Here is a 17,301-nt window from a genome sequence, read left to right as displayed (position 1 = left end):
TCCTTGTTCGCCCGCCGATTACGGCGCAAGGAGCACGCCCGAGCCGCTACACCAGCCCCTTACACCAGCCCAACCACGAGCGGCCCGAGCAGCGTCAACAGCACGTTCGCGAGCGCATACGTCACCGCGAAAGCGGCCGTCGGCACCGGGCTTTCCGCCTTGTCGAGCACGCCGCCGAACGCCGGGTTCGCGCTGCGCGAACCGGAAAGCGCGCCCGCGAATACCGCCGCGTTGTCGTAGCGCAGCACGTAGCGGCCGAAGAGCATCGTCAAGAGCAGCGGGAACAGCGTGACGAACACGCCGAGCAGGAAAATGGTGAGGCCGCTCTGCTTCACGGTGACGACGGCCTGCAAGCCGGAGTTCAGCCCGACCACCGCGACGAACGCCGCGAGGCCGAAATCCTTCAGCAATTGCGACGCGGCAGGCGGCATCACGCCGTACATCGGATGCTTGCCGCGCATCCAGCCGAACACGAGGCCCGCGAGCAGGCAGCCGCCGCCCGAGCCGAGCGTGATCGGAATGCCGCCCACGCGCACGACGACGAGCCCGAGCAAAAGCCCGATCACGATACCCACGCCCATATAGATGAAGTCGGTCTTGTTGCTGTACGGCAGTTCGTAGCCGGCGGCGTCGACGGCGCGCTTCGTGTCCTGCGGCGAGCCATAGAACGTGAGCACGTCGCCGTGTTCGAGCCGCGTTTCCGGCAACACGGGCAGCGGCATGCCGGCGCGCGAAATCGCCTGCAAATAGACGCCGTGGCGCATGTCGCGGTCGACCGTCGCGCGCACGGCGGCGATCGTCGTGTGATTCATGCCGCGTCGCGCGAACACGCCCTGGCGCTTTTGCATCACGATGCTGATGCCGTCGCTGTCCGCGACTTCCTCGCCGATGTGCGACGCCGCGCCGGCCATCGCCTCGCGTCGCCCGACGACGAGCACGATATCGCCCGCTTCGAGCATCACGTCCGGGCGCGGTTCCAGCGCGTGGCCCGCGCGCCGCACGCGCTCGACGGTGATCAAGTCCTGATGCGTCATCTCGATCTGCGCGACGGTGCGCCCCGCCGCGCCTGCCGCCGTCACGCGATACGCGCGCCCGACGAGCGGCGGCAACGCGGAGACTTGCCCCGGCGCGGGACCGGCATCGCCCGCAAGCGACTTCTCCGCCTCGATCGACGCGTCCTTCAGGCTCTGCCCCATGAACTTCGGCAGGATGTTCACGCACACGATGATCGCGCCGAGCGAGCCGAACACGTAGGTCACCGCGTAGGCAATCGCGACGTCGCCCTGCAGCGCCTTCGTTTCGGCCGCGGGCAAGCCGAGCCGCGCGATGGCGTCGCCCGCGGTGCCGATGATCGCGGACTGCGTGAGCGCGCCGCCCGCCAGTCCCGCCGCGAGCCCTTTGTTGAGGCCGAAGACCTTCGCGCAGACGATCACCGTGACGAGTGCCGTCACCGCGAGAAAAACGGCCATCGCGATTTCGCGCAAGGTCCGCCGGTTCAGTGAGTTGAAGAACTGCGGCCCCGAGTCGTAGCCGACCGCGTAGATGAATACGGCGAACATCACGGACTTCACGCCGTTGTCGATCTGCACGCCGACCTGACTCACGACGACCGCCGCGATGAGCGAGCCGCCGACGCCGCCCAATTGGAACTTGCCGAAGTTGATCTGGCCGATCAGATAGCCCGCCGCGAGCGACAGAAACAGCGCCGTTTCGGGCGACTTCGCGAAAATCGCGTGAAGCCAGTCCATTGAACCCCCGATGTGCATCGATCTAGCCGAGCTTGCTCACCAGTCCGACGACGAGCGGCCCGAGCAGCGGCAGCAGCACGTTCGAAATGGCGTAGGTGATGGTGTAGCCGATGACGGGCGTCGCGTTGCCCGTCACGCCGACCAGCGCGCTGATCGCCGGCGTGCTGCACTGCTGGCCCGCGATCGCGCCGAGCAGCATCGGCACGTCGAGCTTGAGCAGCACGCGCCCGACGACGAGCGACGCGAGCGCCGGCACAAGCGTGATGACGATGCCCGCCACCGGCAACGCGATGCCGAATTCGCGGATCAGCCGCAGGGCATCCGCGCCCGCCGACAGCCCGACCGCCGCGATGAACGTGCATAGCCCGAAGTCCTTTAGGATTTGCGCCGCCGCCGACGGCAGCGAGCCGATCACCGGATAGCGCGAGCGAATCCACCCGAACACGAGCCCCGCGAGCAGACAGCCGCCGCCCGTGCCGAGCGACAGGTCGATGCCGCCGATGTGCGCCGACAGCCGCCCGATGCCGATGCCGACCAGCACGCCGAGCCCGAGGAACACGAAGTCCGTCTTCTGCGTCGCGCGAATGATGTAGCCGAGCTTCGCCGCGCCGCGCGTCACGTCCTCCTTGCTGCCGACGAGCGTGAGCACGTCGCCGCGCTGCACCTGCGTGCCGGGCAGCGCGGGGACCGTGCTGTCGAGACGCGTGACGGCCGCGACGAACACGCCGCGCCCATCCGCCGGATTCGCGCGGGCGCGCGCCTGCGCGAGCGTGAGTCCGTGCAGCGCGCGGTTCGTGAGCATCACGTCGACTTTCTCGACGAAGTAATCGGAGCCGCCGCCGTTGAACACTTCCTCGCCAATCCACGGCATGGCTTCGACGAGGGCCTCGCGCCGCCCCGCGATCACGATGCGATCGCCCGCCTTCAGCGTCACCGAAGGCTGCCCTTTGATGACGGAGCGGTCGCGCACCACGCGCTGCACGCTGATGTTGTGGCCGAAGCGCTTTTCCAGCTCACCGATGCTGCTGCCGGCCGCGGCCGTCACCTTCAGCTCGCGCGCGGCGAGCGGCATGATGGCGGGCGTCTGCCCTTCCGCGAGCGCGCCGTCGCCGCCGAGCTTGCGCCAGACGCGCTCGGCTTCGTCGCGCAGATTCACGCGCAGGATGAGCGGCGCGAACTGGCTCGCGAAAAGCACGATCGTCACGAGCCCGAAGAGATAGCTGACGCTGTACGCGGTGACGATATTCGCCTGCAGGCGCGCAGTCTCGGCGGCGGGCAAGCCGAGCCGCGCGACCGCTTCGGACGCCGTGCCGATCACCGCCGATTCCGTCGCGCCGCCAGCGAGCAAACCGGCCGCCGTGCCAGGATCGAGCTTGAGCATCGCCGCGATGCCGAGCACGAGCGCGACTACGACAATGACCTCGACAAGCGAGAGCGCGCCGTACCGCCAGCCGCGCCCGATGTTCGCGAAAAACTGCGGACCGCCCGTAAAACCGAGCGCGAATATGAACAACGCAAACGCAATGTTCTTAAGGTCCGGCGATATACGCGCGCCGCTCTGTCCGAGAATGAGCGCGACGATCAGCGTGCCGCAGACGCCGCCAAGCTGAATTGGACCAAACTTGAACGAACCGATAAAGAACCCAATAGCCAGGCTGGCGAAGAGTGCAATCTCGGGTTGTGTCCCAAGCAGATTCCATAACATAAGTCGGCTATCCTTTCGGGTTTTTCGAACACGTTCGCGGCCTGCGCCTTATTCCTGAAATGTTAATGACTTCTGAAATGACGGCGCCTAAACCGGAATACACTCATTTTTTAAAATCTCCTATTTCGCGAAGCGAAATATCGCGACTTGATAAGGCGTTTGCTCGACGGCACAGCGATGCAATTAAGTACGTCCGTATAGAATCAACTCTTATATCGTTTTCCCGCATGAAACAAGCGCTAACTGACAGCCGTTTCGCAAGACATTCCGTTGTTTCGTTCCATTATTTTGCAAATTGCTAGCATACCGTTCTCTTCAAAGGCCTTTCGGAAGCACGCAACTTGTCATTCGGAAACTATTTCCTCGGCACGACCAATTATTTATTCTGATATTGCAGTTTCTTCATTCTGTCAATATTATGCAGTAGTGGTACCTCAAAAGGTGAGCACGCCACGCGGGGTTTAGGCCAGCTCACATCACCGTGGCACAACAGAGAGAGGGCATTCAGATGAACCAGATTCATGCTATGCGCGTCTTTGTACGGGTCGCCGACACCGAAAGCTTCAGACGTGCCGCGCAGCAACTCGACGTTTCGAATGCGCTCGTTACTCGCGCAATTGCGATGCTCGAAGCACATCTCAGGACACGCCTCATTAACCGCACGACTCGGAACTTATCATTGACTGAAGCCGGTACCCGTTATCTCGAGGGATGCCGCGCATTACTCGAAGAATTGGATCATTTGGAATCCGCCGTTACGCATACCGAAGGCGAGCCGAGCGGAACACTGCGTGTTGTCGCATCCAGCGCGCTTTCGCTTCTTACTTTGACGCCGCTCATCGACGGCTTCCGCCAGCTTTATCCGAAGGTAAATGTGCGCCTCACGCTCGCCGAACGTCACGTCGATCTTGTCGAGGACGGATACGACGTGGGCATCGTCGCGGCGTTCATGGTGTCGAGCACGGCGCTCGTCGAGCGGCCCATCGGCGTGAGCGCGCTGATTCCGGTCGCCACGCCCGCATTCCTGGCCGAGCACGGCATGCCCGCGAGCCCGTCGGACCTGCAAGGCATGCCGTCGGTCGCGCTGCCCAACGACATCCGCAGCTCGTCGTGGCATTTCAGGCATCGCCTCGGCACGTCGGAACAGGTGACGCTCTCGGCGGTCTACTCCGTCAACAGCGCGCTCATGGTGCGTCTCGCGACGCTGCGCGGCATGGGCTTCTCGATCCTGCCGGAAGGTATCGTCTCGCAGGACATCAACGACGGCACGCTCGTGCGGCTCTTGCCCGACTATTCGGTCGACGACCCGGAGATGAAGTTGTCGATCGTCTATCCGGGGCGGCAGTATCTGCCCGCGAAGACGCGCTTTTTCACCGACTACGCGCTGGAGAGACTGACGAAGGAAGTGAACGCCGCGAACACCAGGCCCGACGACATCTATCGCAAGACGCCGGCTGCTTTTCAGACCTCCGGCGCAAACGTTAGCGTGACCTCGGGCAGCCCCACGACGCACTGACGCGCACCGCCGGCTCCGGGCATTCCGGGCCGGCGGGCGTTCCCTCAACCTGAACGCTGCCGGCCCGCCATGACACACGCAGACCATCGCTCAGACACCCAACGCCTCATTCTCTTCAGCGCGCGCCCGTACGACGCGGACACGTTCCGCCAGGCGAACGAAGCCTTCGGCATCGAGCTCGACTTTCAGGAAGCGCATCTCGACGCGCAGACGGCCGTCCTCGCGCAGGGCTACACGGCCGTGTGCCCGTTCGTGAACGACAGCGTGGACGAAGCCGTGCTCGAAAAGCTGCACGCGGGCGGCACGCGTCTCGTAGCGTTGCGTTCGGCGGGCTTCAATCACGTCGATCTGAACGCCGCGAAGCGCCTCGGCATCACGGTGACGCGCGTGCCCGCGTATTCGCCGCATGCGGTGGCGGAACACGCCGTGGGCATGATTCTCACGCTCAATCGCCGGCTGCATCGCGCGGTGGCCCGCACGCGCGAAGGCGACTTCTCGCTCAACGGCCTGCTCGGCTTCGATCTGCACGGCAAGACTGTCGGCGTGATCGGCACGGGCATCATCGGGCGCGTGTTCGGCAACATCATGGCGGGCTTCGGCATGCGGGTGCTCGCGTACGATCCCGGCCCGCCCGCGCAAGACCTGCTCGCGCGCGGCGCGCGCTACGTGCCGCTCGACGAACTGCTCGCGAACTCGGACATCGTGTCGCTGCACTGCCCGCTTCTGCCTTCCACGTATCACCTGATCGACGAACGCGCGCTCGCCAGCATGAAGCGCGGCGCCATGCTCATCAACACCGGGCGCGGCGGGCTCGTGGAAAGCAATGCGCTCGTCGGCGCGCTCAAAAGCGGCCAGCTCGGGCATCTGGGACTCGACGTGTACGAGGAAGAAGGCGGCCTCTTCTTCGAGGACCATTCGGACCGCCTGTTGCAGGACGACGTGCTCGCGCGGCTGCTCACGTTTCCGAACGTCATCATCACCGCGCATCAGGCGTTCTTCACGCGCGAGGCGCTCATCGAAATCGCGACGACGACGCTCGGCAACGTGAAAGCATGGGCAGACGGCGCGCCGCGTAATGTCGTCGACGCGTCGCCTGCGTGACACTTCGCTGCATCGCTCAAACATCGCTCAGGGATCAGACCTCGCCGTACTCCGCGACCGCATCGCCCGGCGCGGCGCACATCGCGCGCAAAAGATCGGCCTCGCGTTCGTGCACTTCCACCGGCATGCAAAGCGCGCCGGCGTGCGCCATATAGCGCGCGCGATGCTGTCCGTTGCGAAACGCGACGACGCCTTGCCGATGCACGCCGATCAGCCCGAGCAAGCCTTCCGCGCGCCGCACGCTGATGGTCACGTACGGCATTTCGGGCACGCGCGGGTTGTCCGGATCGAGGAATTCGCGGATGCCGCGCACCTTGCCCGCGTGCCAGTCGTCGACGGCCTTGAGCACGTAGTCGGTGTCGTCGCGGTCGGCGCATTGCAAAAGCCGCCTGACATCGACCAGGACGACCTGATGGCGCGAGCCGGGCTCGGCAAACACCCGCTTCAGACGCACGAAGTCATACTGCGGATGGCTCCTGAGCCTGACAATCCAGACCGCCTCTGCGGCAGTCGGCGCAACCATCGTGTCCATATTCGGCTTCATTCCAAAACACCAGCGGAAGATCACATGAGACAAGGCACTGCAACGAACCTTGCGGCTCGAACTGGCTCCTTCGTTCTCGGACGAAAATAAGACGATGCTGAACAAACCTTTTACACCGTAGTCGCTCTTCATGAAAGCGCCATGACGGGCATGTCACGTGCTTTGTTGCCTGCACGACACTTCTCAGGAGCACGACCGAAAAGCCCGTGAACACATCCGCCGATCTCATCGTCGCGCGTCCCGAGGGCCTGTACTGTCCGCCGGGCAACTTTTATATCGATCCGTGGCGGCCTGTCGAGCGCGCGGTCATCACGCACGCGCATGCCGATCACGCGCGCTTCGGTCACGCGCGCTATCTCACGGCCGAAGCGGGACTCGGCGTGCTGCTCTCGCGGCTGCCGGGCATCGACGTGCAAGGGCTCGCTTACGGCGAGCGCATCGATGTAAACGGCGTGCGGGTGTCGCTGCATCCGGCGGGGCATGTGCTCGGCTCGGCGCAAGTGCGCGTGGAGCATGGCGGGCGCGTGTGGGTCGCGTCCGGCGATTACAAGGTCGAGCCCGATCCGACCTGCGCGCCGTTCGAGCCCGTTCGCTGCGATACGTTCATCACCGAATCGACGTTCGGCCTGCCGATCTACCGATGGGAGCCGTCGCGCGCCGTGTTCGAAGGCATCGACTCATGGTGGCGGCACAACGCGGCAGAAGGACGCGCGTCGGTGCTCTTCTGCTATTCGTTCGGCAAGGCGCAGCGGCTCTTGGCGGGCATCGACGCGGGCATCGGTCCGATCTTCTGTCACGGCGCGGTGGAGCCGCTCAATCGCGCGTACCGTGAATCAGGCGTCGCGCTGCCAGAGACGCGGCTCGTGAGCGAGATCGCCGCGCGCGACAAGGCGGCGTTCCAGGGCGCGCTGATCGTCGCGCCGCCGTCCGCGCAGGGCAGCACGTGGATGCGCCGCTTCGGCGAATACAGCGATGCCTTCGCCTCCGGCTGGATGCGCCTGCGCGGCACGCGGCGGCGCAAGGGCGTCGATCGCGGCTTCGTGTTGTCGGATCACGCGGACTGGCCCGGCCTGCAAACGGCCATCGGCGCGACGGGCGCAGAACGCGTGATCGTCACGCACGGCCAGATCGAGCCGATGGTGCGCTGGCTGTGCGAGCAAGGGCTCGACGCGGGCGCGTTCAAGACCGAGTACGGCGACGACGCCATCGAGGCCGACATGCCCACCGAAACCACGACGGAGACGCCGTCGCAATGAGACGCTTCGCGACGCTCTATGCCGCGCTCGACGCGACGACTTCGACCAACGAGAAGCTCGAGGCGCTGATCGCGTATTTCTCCGGCGCGGAACCGGAAGACGCGGCGTGGGCCTCGTACTTTCTCGCGGGCGGCAAGCCGCGCCAGTCGGTGCCGACGCGTCTTCTGATCGAATTCGCACGCGAGCGCGCGGGTTTGCCGGAGTGGCTCTTCGAGGAGTCGTATCAGGCGGTCGGCGATCTTGCGGAAACCATCGCGCATGTGTTGCCGCCGCCGCAACGCGAATCGGAGCTGGGCCTCGCGCAATGGATCGAGGATCGTGTGCTGACGCTGCGCGGCGCGAATCCCGTCGAGCTGCGCGAACGCATGCTCGGCTATTGGGACGAACTGAACTGGAGCGAGCGGTTCCTGCTGACCAAGCTGATCGGCGGCGGCTTTCGCGTGGGCGTGGCGCGGCAGCTCGTCGTGCGCGCGCTCGCGCAGGTGGCGGGCGTGGATCACAAGCGCATTGCGCAACGCATGGTCGGCTGGACCGATTCGCGGCAGGCGCCGAGCGCCGCGCGCTATCTTCGGCTGATCGCGCCGGCGGCCGAGGGCGACGACATCGACACGCCGCATGAGAGCGATATCGGACTGCCGTATCCGTTTTTTCTCGCGCATCCTTTGCAGGCCGATCCGGCGACGCTCGGCGCGCCCGCCGACTGGATCGCCGAATGGAAGTGGGACGGCATTCGCGCGCAACTCGTGAAGCGCAGCGGCCGCGTGTGGATCTGGTCGCGCGGCGAGGATCTGCTGACCGAGCGATTTCCCGAACTGGCGTCGCTGGGCGCGGCGCTGCCCGACGGCACGGTGATCGACGGTGAGATTCTCGCGTGGGAACCGGGCGCGAGCATGCCGTTGCCGTTCGCGCGTCTCCAGCCGCGCATCACGCGCAAATCGCTGACGAAGAAAGTGCTCGCCGATTCCCCGGCCGCGCTGCTCGCCTACGACCTGCTCGAAGCCGATGGACGCGACCTGCGCACCGAGCCGCTGCACGCGCGCCGCGCGAAGCTCGATGCGCTTGCGCATACGCTTTCGTCGACGCTCGCGGTCGATCTGCTGCGCGTGTCGCCGGTTGTCGAAGCGGCGGACTGGGACGCGCTCGCCGCGTTGCGCGACGAGAGCCGCGCGCGCGGTGTCGAAGGGCTGATGTTGAAGGAGCGCGCGTCGATGTACGGCGTCGGCCGCACGAAGGCGTCCGGGACGTGGTGGAAGTGGAAGATCGACCCGTATTCCGTCGATGCCGTGCTGCTCTACGCGCAGCCGGGCCACGGCCGGCGCGCGAGCCTCTACACGGATTTCACGTTCGCGGTCTGGGACGAAGCGGACGGCGTGCGCTCGCTGGTGCCGTTCGCGAAGGCGTACTCGGGCCTGACCGACGAGGAGATGCGACAGGTCGATGCCATCGTGCGCAAGACGACCGTCGAAAAGTTCGGGCCGGTGCGCAGCCTGACGCCGACGCTCGTCTTCGAGATCGGCTTCGAAGGCATTCAGGCGAGCCCGCGCCACAAGTCGGGCATCGCGGTGCGTTTTCCGCGCATGTTGCGCTGGCGGACGGATAAAAGCATCGACGATGCGGACACGCTCGACATGCTCAAGGGCTTTCTTAACGAGGCGATGGCATGAGCGGGCGCTGTTCACGCGACGAGGCGGGGAAGCGCGGAAGGTCGTCGCATGCGACGGGACCGGGCGGCGGGGTTCGCATTGGCGGTGGGCTTGGCGTTTGGGACTGCGCTCGGTTTCGTGGCGGCTTTCGTGTTCGTGTCGGTCTTCGCATTCGCGACGGCTATCGCGTTCCCGGCAGTTTTCGCATTCGCGACGGCTCTTGCGTTCGTGGCGGGCTTCGCGTTCGCGGCGGGTCTCGCATTCGCGGTTGCGCTGGCGTTCGTAGGGGGCTTTGCGTCCGCGACGGCTCTCGCGTTGGCGGCGGTCTTCGCGTTGGCGACGGCTTCCGCATGCGCGATTGCTCTGGCGTTCGCCGTGGCCGTCGCGTTCGTGGCGGTATTCGCATTCCCGACGGCTCTCGCGTTCCCGGCGGGTTTAGCATTTGCGGCAGCTCTTGCGTTCGCGACGGCTCTCGCGTTCGCGAGTGCTTTCGCGTTCCCGGCGACCGTCGCGTTTCTGATCGCTTCGACTGCGCAAGCGAGGCGGCCGCATGAACCGCGACGATCAACTCTCAACCGAATATGGCGACGAGCAACCGCCCGAACCGGCGGCCCGCCCCAAACGCCGCGCCCCGCGCCCCCGCCGCGTGCCGCGCACGCAGGCCGCGCAAGCCAAGCTCGATGCCGCCGCCGAGCTCTTCCGGCCCGCGCCGTTCGTGTACGACGCGATAGAAGCCGCCAAGCCGATGGACGAACGCATCGCGCGCTGGTTCGATGCACGCGGCTGGCAGCCGTTTCCGTTTCAGCGTGAAGTGTGGCGCGAGGTCGAGCGTGGCGCGAGCGGCCTGCTGCATGCGACCACCGGCGCGGGCAAGACATGGGCGATCTGGCTCGGCGCATTGAGCGCGTTCGCCGGCCCGCCGAAGGGGAAGGCAAACCGCAAGCGCCGCCAAGATGCGCATGCCACGGACGACATCGCCGACATCGCAAAGACGCCGCTCCCCGCCCCGCTCACCGTGCTCTGGATCACGCCGATGCGCGCGCTCGCCGCCGACACCGCCCGCGCCCTGCAAACCGCGGTCAGCGCGCTCTCGGTGCCGTGGACCGTCGGGCTGCGCACGGGCGACACGTCGTCGACGGAACGCGCGCGGCAGAACCGCCGCATGCCATCGGCGCTCGTCACGACGCCCGAAAGCCTCACGCTGATGCTCACCCGCGCGAACGCCCGCGAAGAACTGGCGCACGTGCGGCTCGTCGTGATCGACGAATGGCACGAACTGCTCGGCAACAAGCGCGGCACGCAGACGCAACTGGCGCTCGCGCGCCTCGCGCACTGGCGGGCCGATCTGCAAATCTGGGGCTTATCCGCGACGCTCGGCAATCTCGCCCTCGCTCACGACGCGCTGCTGCATCCGGTGAAGACGCCGCGCGTCGTCGTGCAGGGCGCGCAGCCGAAAACGCTCGTCGTGGATACGCTGATTCCCGAAACCATCGAACGCTTTCCGTGGGGCGGGCACCTCGGCGTGCGGCAGGTCGGGCCGGTCGCCGATGAAATCGAGCATGCGCAAAGCTCGCTCGTCTTCACCAACACGCGCTCGCAGTCGGAGATCTGGTATCGCGCGCTGCTCGATCTACGGCCGGACTGGGCGGGGCTCATCGCGCTGCATCACGGCTCGCTCGACAAGGAAGTGCGCGACTGGGTCGAACTCGGACTCAAGAACGGACAACTCAAGGCGGTCGTCTGCACGTCGAGCCTCGATCTCGGCGTGGATTTTCTGCCGGTGGATCGCGTGTTCCAGATCGGCTCGCCCAAAGGCGTCGCGCGCCTGATGCAGCGCGCCGGGCGCTCCGGACACGCGCCGGGCCGCGTGTCGCGCGTGACCATCGTGCCGACGCATGCGCTCGAACTCGTCGAAGCGGCGGCGGCGCGCTGGGCGATCGGCGAGCATCGCATCGAAGGACGCGACATGCCGCTCAAGCCGCTCGACGTGCTCGTGCAGCATCTGGTCACGGTGGCGATCGGCGGCGGATTCAAGGCGGCTACGATGTTCGACGAAGTGCGCACCGCGTACGCGTACCGCGATCTCACGCAAGCCGAATTCGACTGGGCACTGGCATTCGTGGAGCGCGGCGGCGCGTCGCTGGCGGCGTATCCGGACTATCACCGCGTCGTGCTAGGCGATGACGGCGTGTATCGCGTGCCGCGCGAAGACCTCGTGCGGCGGCATCGGAACAATGTCGGCACCATCGTCGCTAATGCCACGATCAACGTCGCGTACATGACGGGCGGGCGCATCGGCGCGATGGAGGAATCGTTTATCTCGCGCCTGAAGCCCGGCGACGTGTTCACGTTCGGCGGGCGCGCGCTGGAACTCGTGCGCGTGCGCGACATGACCGCCTACGTGAAGCGCGCGACGTCCTCGCGCGGCGCCATGCCGCAGTGGGCGGGCAGCAAGATGCCGCTCTCCTCCGAACTGGCGGAAGCCGCGCTCGTGATGCTCGCCCGCGCGAACGACGGCATCTACGACGAGCCCGAGATGCAGGCCGTCAAGCCGCTCCTCGACTTGCAGGCGAAATGGTCTGCGCTGCCGGGACCGGGCGTGCTGGTCGTGGAGACGGTGCGATCGCGCGAGGGGCATCACTTCTTCTGCTATCCGTTCGCGGGGCGCATGGCGCATATCGGGCTCGGATCGCTGATCGGCTGGCGCGTGGCGCGGGATCAGCCGAGCACGTTCTCCATTTCGATGAACGACTACGGCTTCGAGTTGCTGTCGGCGCGTCCGTTCGACTGGGAAACGCTGATCGCGGAAGGACTCTTCTCGCCCGACAATCTGGAGCACGACATTCTCGCGAGCCTGAATGCATCGGAGCTTTCGGCGCGGCGCTTTCGCGAAATCGCGCGCGTGTCGGGGCTCATCTATCAGGGCCACCCGGGACAGCAGAAAAGCGCGCGGCAATTGCAGGCGTCGAGCGGCCTCTTCTATGAAGTTTTCCGCAAGCACGACAGCGGCAATCTGCTGCTCACGCAAGCCGATCAGGAAGTGATGCTTCAGGAACTCGAATTGAGCCGCTTGCGCCACGCGCTCGTGCGGATGAGCGAAAGCCGCCTTGCGCTCACGCATCCGAAGAAGCCGACGCCGTTCGCGTTCCCGCTGATCGTCGGGCGGTTGCGGGAGAAGGTGAGCACGGAGAAGCTCGCGGATCGTGTGGAGCGGATGTTGGCGGAGTTGGAGAAGGCGGCGCAAGCCTGAAGCATCGCGCGGACGGTCTTTGACCCGGCCGCTGCGAGACATTTCGAACTCCTTCGAATGACGTGCGACGGCATCGGCCTTTATGCTGTCGCGCTGGCCGCTTCGGCCGTCTGCCGACATTCGAGCCGCTAATCGCACTTCGACCACGCATCATCCCGCATGAAAAGAACAATACGCACGCTCGCTCTCGCGCTTACCGTTTTCGCCACCGCCGCCTGCGCCAGCGATCCGCGCCTGCTGGATCAGCACGCACTGTATGAGTCCGCCAAACTGCCCGCGACGAACGTGCTCATCGTCATGGATAGCAAAGCCGTGAGCGATCCGATGCTGAGCGACTAAATCCACGCTTACACGCAGTCGATGAGCAGCGCCGTGCAGGACGTGCTCGCGCCCACGCGGACCCAGCTCCTCGATATCACCGCGGCGACGGACAGCCACCCTCCGGCAAAAACGCTCGTCGATATGCGCCCGAGCCATGTGATCCGCATTGCGCCATCGGCGAGTTCGTCGGTGAATGGGATGCCGGTCCGCTACACTTGGGTGCTCGAAGTCGCCGATGTGTCGATCAGGCGATTCGCGGCCATCGACGGAAAGCCGTCCGGCACGAGCATCAAGACGATCCCGATCTACGAAATGCACGCCGAAGGCGACGCGTGTTTTCTGACCGCGCGCCGGGCGCAGGAATGCGGCGCGGCAATGGGCAAGCTGCTCGGCGAGACGCTGCGCACCGCGCCCGAGTCGCCGTTCCGTTCCGGCTCTTGAATCTACGAGGACAATGGCAGTAGAAGCCCTGACCATCGATGTGAACGGCCACGCGCTCGTGCTCTCAGCCGAGCGAGCCGCGTTCGATCCGCTCGAAAAGAGCCTTTTCATCGCCGATGCGCATTTCGGCAAGGACGCCGTGTTTCGCGCGCGCGGCATTCCGGTGCCGGCGGGCGCCACCGCCGACAATCTGACGCGGCTCGATGCGCTGATCGCGACGCATCGCCCGGAGTCGATCTTCTTTCTCGGCGACTTGCTGCACGCACGCGAATCTCACGCCGATGAAACCCTCGCCGCGCTCGATGCCTGGCGCGCGACGCATCGAGCGTTGCGGCTGGTGCTCGTCGAAGGCAATCACGATCGGCATGCGGGCGCGTTGCCGTCGCGCTTCGGCGTGGAACTGGTGCAGGAGCCGTATCGGCTCGGACCGTGGGCGCTGTGCCATCACCCCCAAAACGTGGACGACGGCTACGCGCTCGCCGGTCACGAGCATCCGGTGTATCGGCTGGCGACGCGGGTCGACAGCGTGCGGCTGCCGTGCTTTCGGTTCGGCCGGCGCGCGGGCGTGCTGCCGGCGTTCGGCGCGTTCACCGGCGGCTTTGAAGTCAACGACGCCGTGCGCCGCGCGAACGAAGCCGTCTACGTGGTCGCGGGCGAGCGCGTGTTCGGCGTGCGGACCTGACCGCGTACGCTCAGTGATACGTCTTCGTCGATGATTGCAGCTTCGTGAGCGCCCCGCGTTCCAGCTTGTACCAGCCCGCCGTGGTCTGCATGACGACTTCGTCGCCTTGCCAGAACACGCGCTGCACCGTCATGCGCTTGCCCGCGCGCTGAACCAGCGGCGGATTTCGGCGGAAGTCGTAAAGCACCGGGCCGGTGTCCGTCTGCACCAAGGCGCGCGTGATCGAACCGTTGCTGCCCGCTTCGTCGAGATGCGCGAGACGTCGGGCGTCGAAACGGTCGAACGCCTCGGTGCCGAGCATCGCGGCAAAGCCGGACTCATCGCGCAGGAAGTAGACGGTGCCCGCTTGCGTCGCGACGGGACCGGCGGCATCGCTCTGGGCGTGAACGTGCGTGACAAGCAGGACCGCGCAGGCGATGGCCGCGCGCAGGCAGGTTTTCAAAGGCGACATATCTCTTCAGTCAGTGCTGTGTTTTTCCAACATCCGCGCCGCGCAACGAATGGCGCGTGTCGGGCAAAAATGCGAAGCGTGAGCCGCGCCGCTAACGTGAATCATGAAAGATCCCAGCGCCGCGCGGGCCGATCATAAAAGGAACCGCCCATGATCCGGCATTGTCGGCGCGGCGCGATCTCAGGGTTTCTACCAGCACCAAAAATCACCTTTCGGTAGAATTCGAGCCTTCCTTGCGTCGCCATTTATGCCGGCGCGCCCATTTTCCCCGCCTTTTGCCATGCCCTTGCCTCTCCTCGCTCTTGCAATTGCCGCGTTCGGCATCGGCACGACCGAATTCGTCATCATGGGCCTCTTGCCCAACGTCGCGCGCGATCTCGCCGTGTCGATTCCCGCCGCCGGCATGCTCGTCTCGGGCTACGCGCTCGGGGTGACCATCGGCGCGCCGATTCTCGCCATCGTCACCGCGAAGATGCCGCGCAAGAAGGCGCTGATGGGCCTGATCGGCGTGTTCATCGTCGGCAATCTGCTGTGCGCGCTCGCGCCGAACTACTGGGTGCTCATGGGCGCGCGCATCGTCACGGCGTTCTGCCACGGCGCGTTCTTCGGCATCGGCTCGGTGGTCGCCGCCGATCTCGTCGCGCCGAACCGCCGCGCGCAAGCCATCGCGCTCATGTTCACGGGCCTGACGCTCGCCAACGTGCTGGGCGTGCCGCTCGGCACCGCGCTCGGTCAGGCCGCCGGCTGGCGCGCGACGTTCTGGGTCGTGACGCTCATCGGCATCGCGGCGGCGGGCGCGCTGGCGGTGTGCCTGCCCAAGCACATCGAGATGCGCGAGACCAGCATCCTGCGCGAATTCAACGTGCTCAAAAACCCGCAAGTGCTGATGGTGCTCGGCATCAGCGTGCTGGCCTCGGCGAGCCTCTTTTCGGTGTTCACGTATATCACGCCGATCCTCGAAGACGTGACGGGCGTTTCGCCGCACGCGGTCACGTACGTGCTGCTGCTCTTTGGCCTCGGGCTGACGGTGGGCAGCACGCTCGGCGGCAAGCTCGCGGACTGGAAGCTCCTGCGCTCGCTGCTGTCGTTCCTGCTGTCGATCGTGGTGATTCTCACGGTCTTCGCCGCGACGATGCACGAATCGATTTCCGCGATGATCACCATCTTCCTGTGGGGCGTGCTCGCGTTCGCCATCGTGCCGCCGCTGCAGATCCTGATCGTCAACCGCGCGAGCGATGCGCCGAATCTCGCTTCGACGCTCAATCAGGGCGCGTTCAACCTCGGCAATGCGACGGGCGCGTGGCTGGGCGGCTGCGCGATCAGCGCCGGCGCACCGCTGACCTCGCTGCCGTGGGTCGGCGTCGCGATGGCGTGCGGCGCGTTCGGGCTGACGCTGCTCTCCGCGACGCTCGACAAGCGCGCGCGCCGTCTCGCCATCGGGCAGGCTGCCTGAGTCTCGCTGGGCGCAGTCGATGAGAGGCGTCCTCTCGCGCGACTTCTTCGCGCTGATTTCGAGCGTCGCGGTGGTGGGCCTGGGCCTCGGCGCGACGCTGCCGCTCACCGCGCTCGCGCTGACGCAGGCGGGCTACGGGTCGGACGTCGTCGGCATCATGACGGCGATGCAGGCCGGCGGCGGACTCGTCGTCGCGCCTTTCGCGAGCCGCATTGCGTCGCGATACGGCGCGCGCGGCACGATCATGGGCGCGGTCGTCGTCGCGGCGCTCGCGACCATCGCGATGCAGTTTTCCATCGACCTGTGGCTCTGGGCCGCGCTGCGTTTCGCGTGCGGCGCGGCGCTGATGCTGCTCTTCACCATCGGCGAGGCGTGGGTGGCCGCGCTCGCGGACGATTCCACGCGCGGCCGCGTCGTCGCGCTGTACGCGACGAATTTCACGCTGTTCCAGATGGCCGGCCCGGTGCTCGTGAGCGTGGCGGGCGGCTGGCAGTCGACGCGCTTCGCCCTCTGCGGCGCGATCTTTCTTCTCGCGTTGCCCGCGCTCGCGACGATCCGCGTGTCGCCGCAGGGTCTAGGTGCCGACGGCATCGAGCACGCGGGACACAGCGACTGGCGGCGCGTGCTGCCGCGCATGCCGGCGCTCGTGATCGGCACGGGCTTCTTCGCGCTCTTCGACACGCTCGCGCTTTCGCTCTTGCCGCTGTTCGCGATATCGCACGGCGTGAGCGCGAATACCGGCGTGCTGTTCGCCTCCGCGATCCTGCTCGGCGACACGACGATGCAGTTCCCGATCGGCTGGCTTGCCGACCGCATCGGGCGCGCGAAGGTGCATATGGGCGCGGGCGTCGTGGTCGTCGCGCTGCTGCCGGCGCTGCCGTGGGCGGTCGCGTATCCGTGGCTCTGCTGGCCGCTGCTCTTCGTGATCGGCGCAGCGGCGGGCAGCGTCTACACGCTGTCGATCGTCGCGTGCGGCGAACGCTTTCGGGGCGCGGCGCTCATATCGGCGACGGCGATCGTCGGCGCTTCGTGGAGCGTCGCGAGTTTCGGCGGGCCGATCGTCGCGGGCATGTTGATGCGGCGCGCAGGCGCAAACGCGCTGATCGCCGTGCTGTTCGCCGCGGCGCTCGCGTTCTTGGCGGCGGCCGCGTGGGAACGGCGAGCGGCCGCGAGCGTTAGTTGACGCGCGC

14 protein-coding genes and 1 pseudogene are annotated in these 17,301 nt (G+C 66.2%); 11 read left to right on the top strand and 4 right to left on the bottom strand.

From position 1 onward, the window contains the following. Nucleotides 1–59 precede the first annotated feature (59 nt). Nucleotides 60–1,748, bottom strand: a complete 1,689-nt coding sequence (gene aspT, locus HWX53_RS04495) for an aspartate-alanine antiporter (RefSeq protein ID WP_175939627.1) — start codon at nt 1,746–1,748, stop codon at nt 60–62. A 22-nt stretch (nt 1,749–1,770) separates the two neighbouring features. Beyond that, nucleotides 1,771–3,453: an aspartate-alanine antiporter gene (aspT, locus tag HWX53_RS04490; protein ID WP_175939626.1), complete on the bottom strand. Its 1,683-nt coding sequence runs from the start codon at nt 3,451–3,453 to the stop codon at nt 1,771–1,773. Between the two features lie 508 nt (nt 3,454–3,961). Here aspT (HWX53_RS04490) and HWX53_RS27555 point away from each other — a divergent pair. The 3 genes and pseudogenes from HWX53_RS27555 to HWX53_RS04480 form a co-directional block, all read left to right on the top strand. Further along, nucleotides 3,962–4,135, top strand: a pseudogene (locus HWX53_RS27555) (LysR family transcriptional regulator); the annotation flags it as partial. Nucleotides 4,136–4,195: 60 nt separating this feature from the next. Continuing rightward, nucleotides 4,196–4,969, top strand: coding sequence for a substrate binding domain-containing protein (locus HWX53_RS04485; RefSeq protein WP_244140043.1), 774 nt, complete (start codon nt 4,196–4,198; stop codon nt 4,967–4,969). 69 nt (nt 4,970–5,038) lie between these two features. Then, the gene (locus HWX53_RS04480) at nt 5,039–6,070 is read left to right on the top strand and encodes a 2-hydroxyacid dehydrogenase (protein ID WP_175939624.1); all 1,032 of its coding nucleotides are present in this window, start codon (nt 5,039–5,041) and stop codon (nt 6,068–6,070) included. A gap of 34 nt (nt 6,071–6,104) precedes the next feature. Here the strand turns inward: HWX53_RS04480 and HWX53_RS04475 are convergent, their stop codons facing one another. After that, nucleotides 6,105–6,602 carry a hypothetical protein gene (locus HWX53_RS04475; protein WP_175939623.1) on the bottom strand — a complete coding sequence of 166 codons (498 nt, stop codon included), beginning with the start codon at nt 6,600–6,602 and terminating at the stop codon, nt 6,105–6,107. A gap of 218 nt (nt 6,603–6,820) precedes the next feature. Here HWX53_RS04475 and HWX53_RS04470 point away from each other — a divergent pair, with 218 nt between their 5' ends. The 6 genes from HWX53_RS04470 to pdeM all read left to right on the top strand — a co-directional run bounded on the left by HWX53_RS04470 (nt 6,821) and on the right by pdeM (nt 14,207). Next, complete coding sequence (locus HWX53_RS04470) at nt 6,821–7,870, top strand: ligase-associated DNA damage response exonuclease (protein WP_175939622.1); 1,050 nt, start codon at nt 6,821–6,823, stop codon at nt 7,868–7,870. Beyond that, nucleotides 7,867–9,534, top strand: a complete 1,668-nt coding sequence (locus HWX53_RS04465) for an ATP-dependent DNA ligase (RefSeq protein WP_175939621.1) — start codon at nt 7,867–7,869, stop codon at nt 9,532–9,534. Before HWX53_RS04470 ends, HWX53_RS04465 begins: the two co-directional genes overlap by 4 nt. Before the next feature lie 529 nt (nt 9,535–10,063). Next, entirely contained in the window at nt 10,064–12,763 is a 2,700-nt protein-coding gene (locus HWX53_RS04460; RefSeq protein ID WP_175939620.1) for a ligase-associated DNA damage response DEXH box helicase, read from the top strand. A gap of 159 nt (nt 12,764–12,922) precedes the next feature. After that, complete coding sequence (locus HWX53_RS04455; RefSeq protein WP_175939619.1) at nt 12,923–13,102, top strand: hypothetical protein; 180 nt, start codon at nt 12,923–12,925, stop codon at nt 13,100–13,102. Nucleotides 13,103–13,123: 21 nt separating this feature from the next. Next, nucleotides 13,124–13,525 carry a hypothetical protein gene (locus HWX53_RS04450; protein ID WP_175939618.1) on the top strand — a complete coding sequence of 134 codons (402 nt, stop codon included), beginning with the start codon at nt 13,124–13,126 and terminating at the stop codon, nt 13,523–13,525. Nucleotides 13,526–13,538: 13 nt separating this feature from the next. Next, nucleotides 13,539–14,207, top strand: a complete 669-nt coding sequence (gene pdeM / locus HWX53_RS04445) for a ligase-associated DNA damage response endonuclease PdeM (protein ID WP_175939617.1) — start codon at nt 13,539–13,541, stop codon at nt 14,205–14,207. Between the two features lie 10 nt (nt 14,208–14,217). Here pdeM and HWX53_RS04440 read toward each other — a convergent pair whose 3' ends face one another. Continuing rightward, entirely contained in the window at nt 14,218–14,658 is a 441-nt protein-coding gene (locus HWX53_RS04440; RefSeq protein WP_175939616.1) for a hypothetical protein, read from the bottom strand. Between the two features lie 280 nt (nt 14,659–14,938). Here HWX53_RS04440 and HWX53_RS04435 point away from each other — a divergent pair, with 280 nt between their 5' ends. Both HWX53_RS04435 and HWX53_RS04430 read left to right on the top strand, forming a co-directional pair. Beyond that, nucleotides 14,939–16,111 (top strand): MFS transporter, encoded by a 1,173-nt coding sequence (locus tag HWX53_RS04435; RefSeq protein WP_175939615.1) that lies wholly within the window; start codon nt 14,939–14,941, stop codon nt 16,109–16,111. Between the two features lie 19 nt (nt 16,112–16,130). Next, nucleotides 16,131–17,294: an MFS transporter gene (locus tag HWX53_RS04430; protein ID WP_175939614.1), complete on the top strand. Its 1,164-nt coding sequence runs from the start codon at nt 16,131–16,133 to the stop codon at nt 17,292–17,294. Nucleotides 17,295–17,301 lie beyond the last annotated feature (7 nt).

Origin of the sequence: Caballeronia sp. BCC1704, assembly GCF_902833455.1 — a bacterium.
Lineage (GTDB): Bacteria > Pseudomonadota > Gammaproteobacteria > Burkholderiales > Burkholderiaceae > Caballeronia.
The sequence above is the reverse complement of the archived record's forward strand: the minus strand, read 5'-3'. Positions and strand labels throughout refer to the sequence as shown.

Excerpts from the sequence above, each read along its gene's own strand:
- aspT (WP_175939627.1), bottom strand. The coding sequence starts at position 1,748 with ATGGACTGGCTTCACGCGATTTTCGCGAAGTCGCCCGAAACGGCGCTG.
- aspT (WP_175939626.1), bottom strand. The coding sequence starts at position 3,453 with ATGTTATGGAATCTGCTTGGGACACAACCCGAGATTGCACTCTTCGCC.
- HWX53_RS04480 (WP_175939624.1), top strand. The coding sequence starts at position 5,039 with ATGACACACGCAGACCATCGCTCAGACACCCAACGCCTCATTCTCTTC.
- HWX53_RS04475 (WP_175939623.1), bottom strand. The coding sequence starts at position 6,602 with ATGGACACGATGGTTGCGCCGACTGCCGCAGAGGCGGTCTGGATTGTC.
- HWX53_RS04465 (WP_175939621.1), top strand. The coding sequence starts at position 7,867 with ATGAGACGCTTCGCGACGCTCTATGCCGCGCTCGACGCGACGACTTCG.
- HWX53_RS04460 (WP_175939620.1), top strand. The coding sequence starts at position 10,064 with ATGAACCGCGACGATCAACTCTCAACCGAATATGGCGACGAGCAACCG.
- HWX53_RS04455 (WP_175939619.1), top strand. The coding sequence starts at position 12,923 with ATGAAAAGAACAATACGCACGCTCGCTCTCGCGCTTACCGTTTTCGCC.
- HWX53_RS04450 (WP_175939618.1), top strand. The coding sequence starts at position 13,124 with ATGAGCAGCGCCGTGCAGGACGTGCTCGCGCCCACGCGGACCCAGCTC.
- pdeM (WP_175939617.1), top strand. The coding sequence starts at position 13,539 with ATGGCAGTAGAAGCCCTGACCATCGATGTGAACGGCCACGCGCTCGTG.
- HWX53_RS04440 (WP_175939616.1), bottom strand. The coding sequence starts at position 14,658 with ATGTCGCCTTTGAAAACCTGCCTGCGCGCGGCCATCGCCTGCGCGGTC.
- HWX53_RS04435 (WP_175939615.1), top strand. The coding sequence starts at position 14,939 with ATGCCCTTGCCTCTCCTCGCTCTTGCAATTGCCGCGTTCGGCATCGGC.
- HWX53_RS04430 (WP_175939614.1), top strand. The coding sequence starts at position 16,131 with ATGAGAGGCGTCCTCTCGCGCGACTTCTTCGCGCTGATTTCGAGCGTC.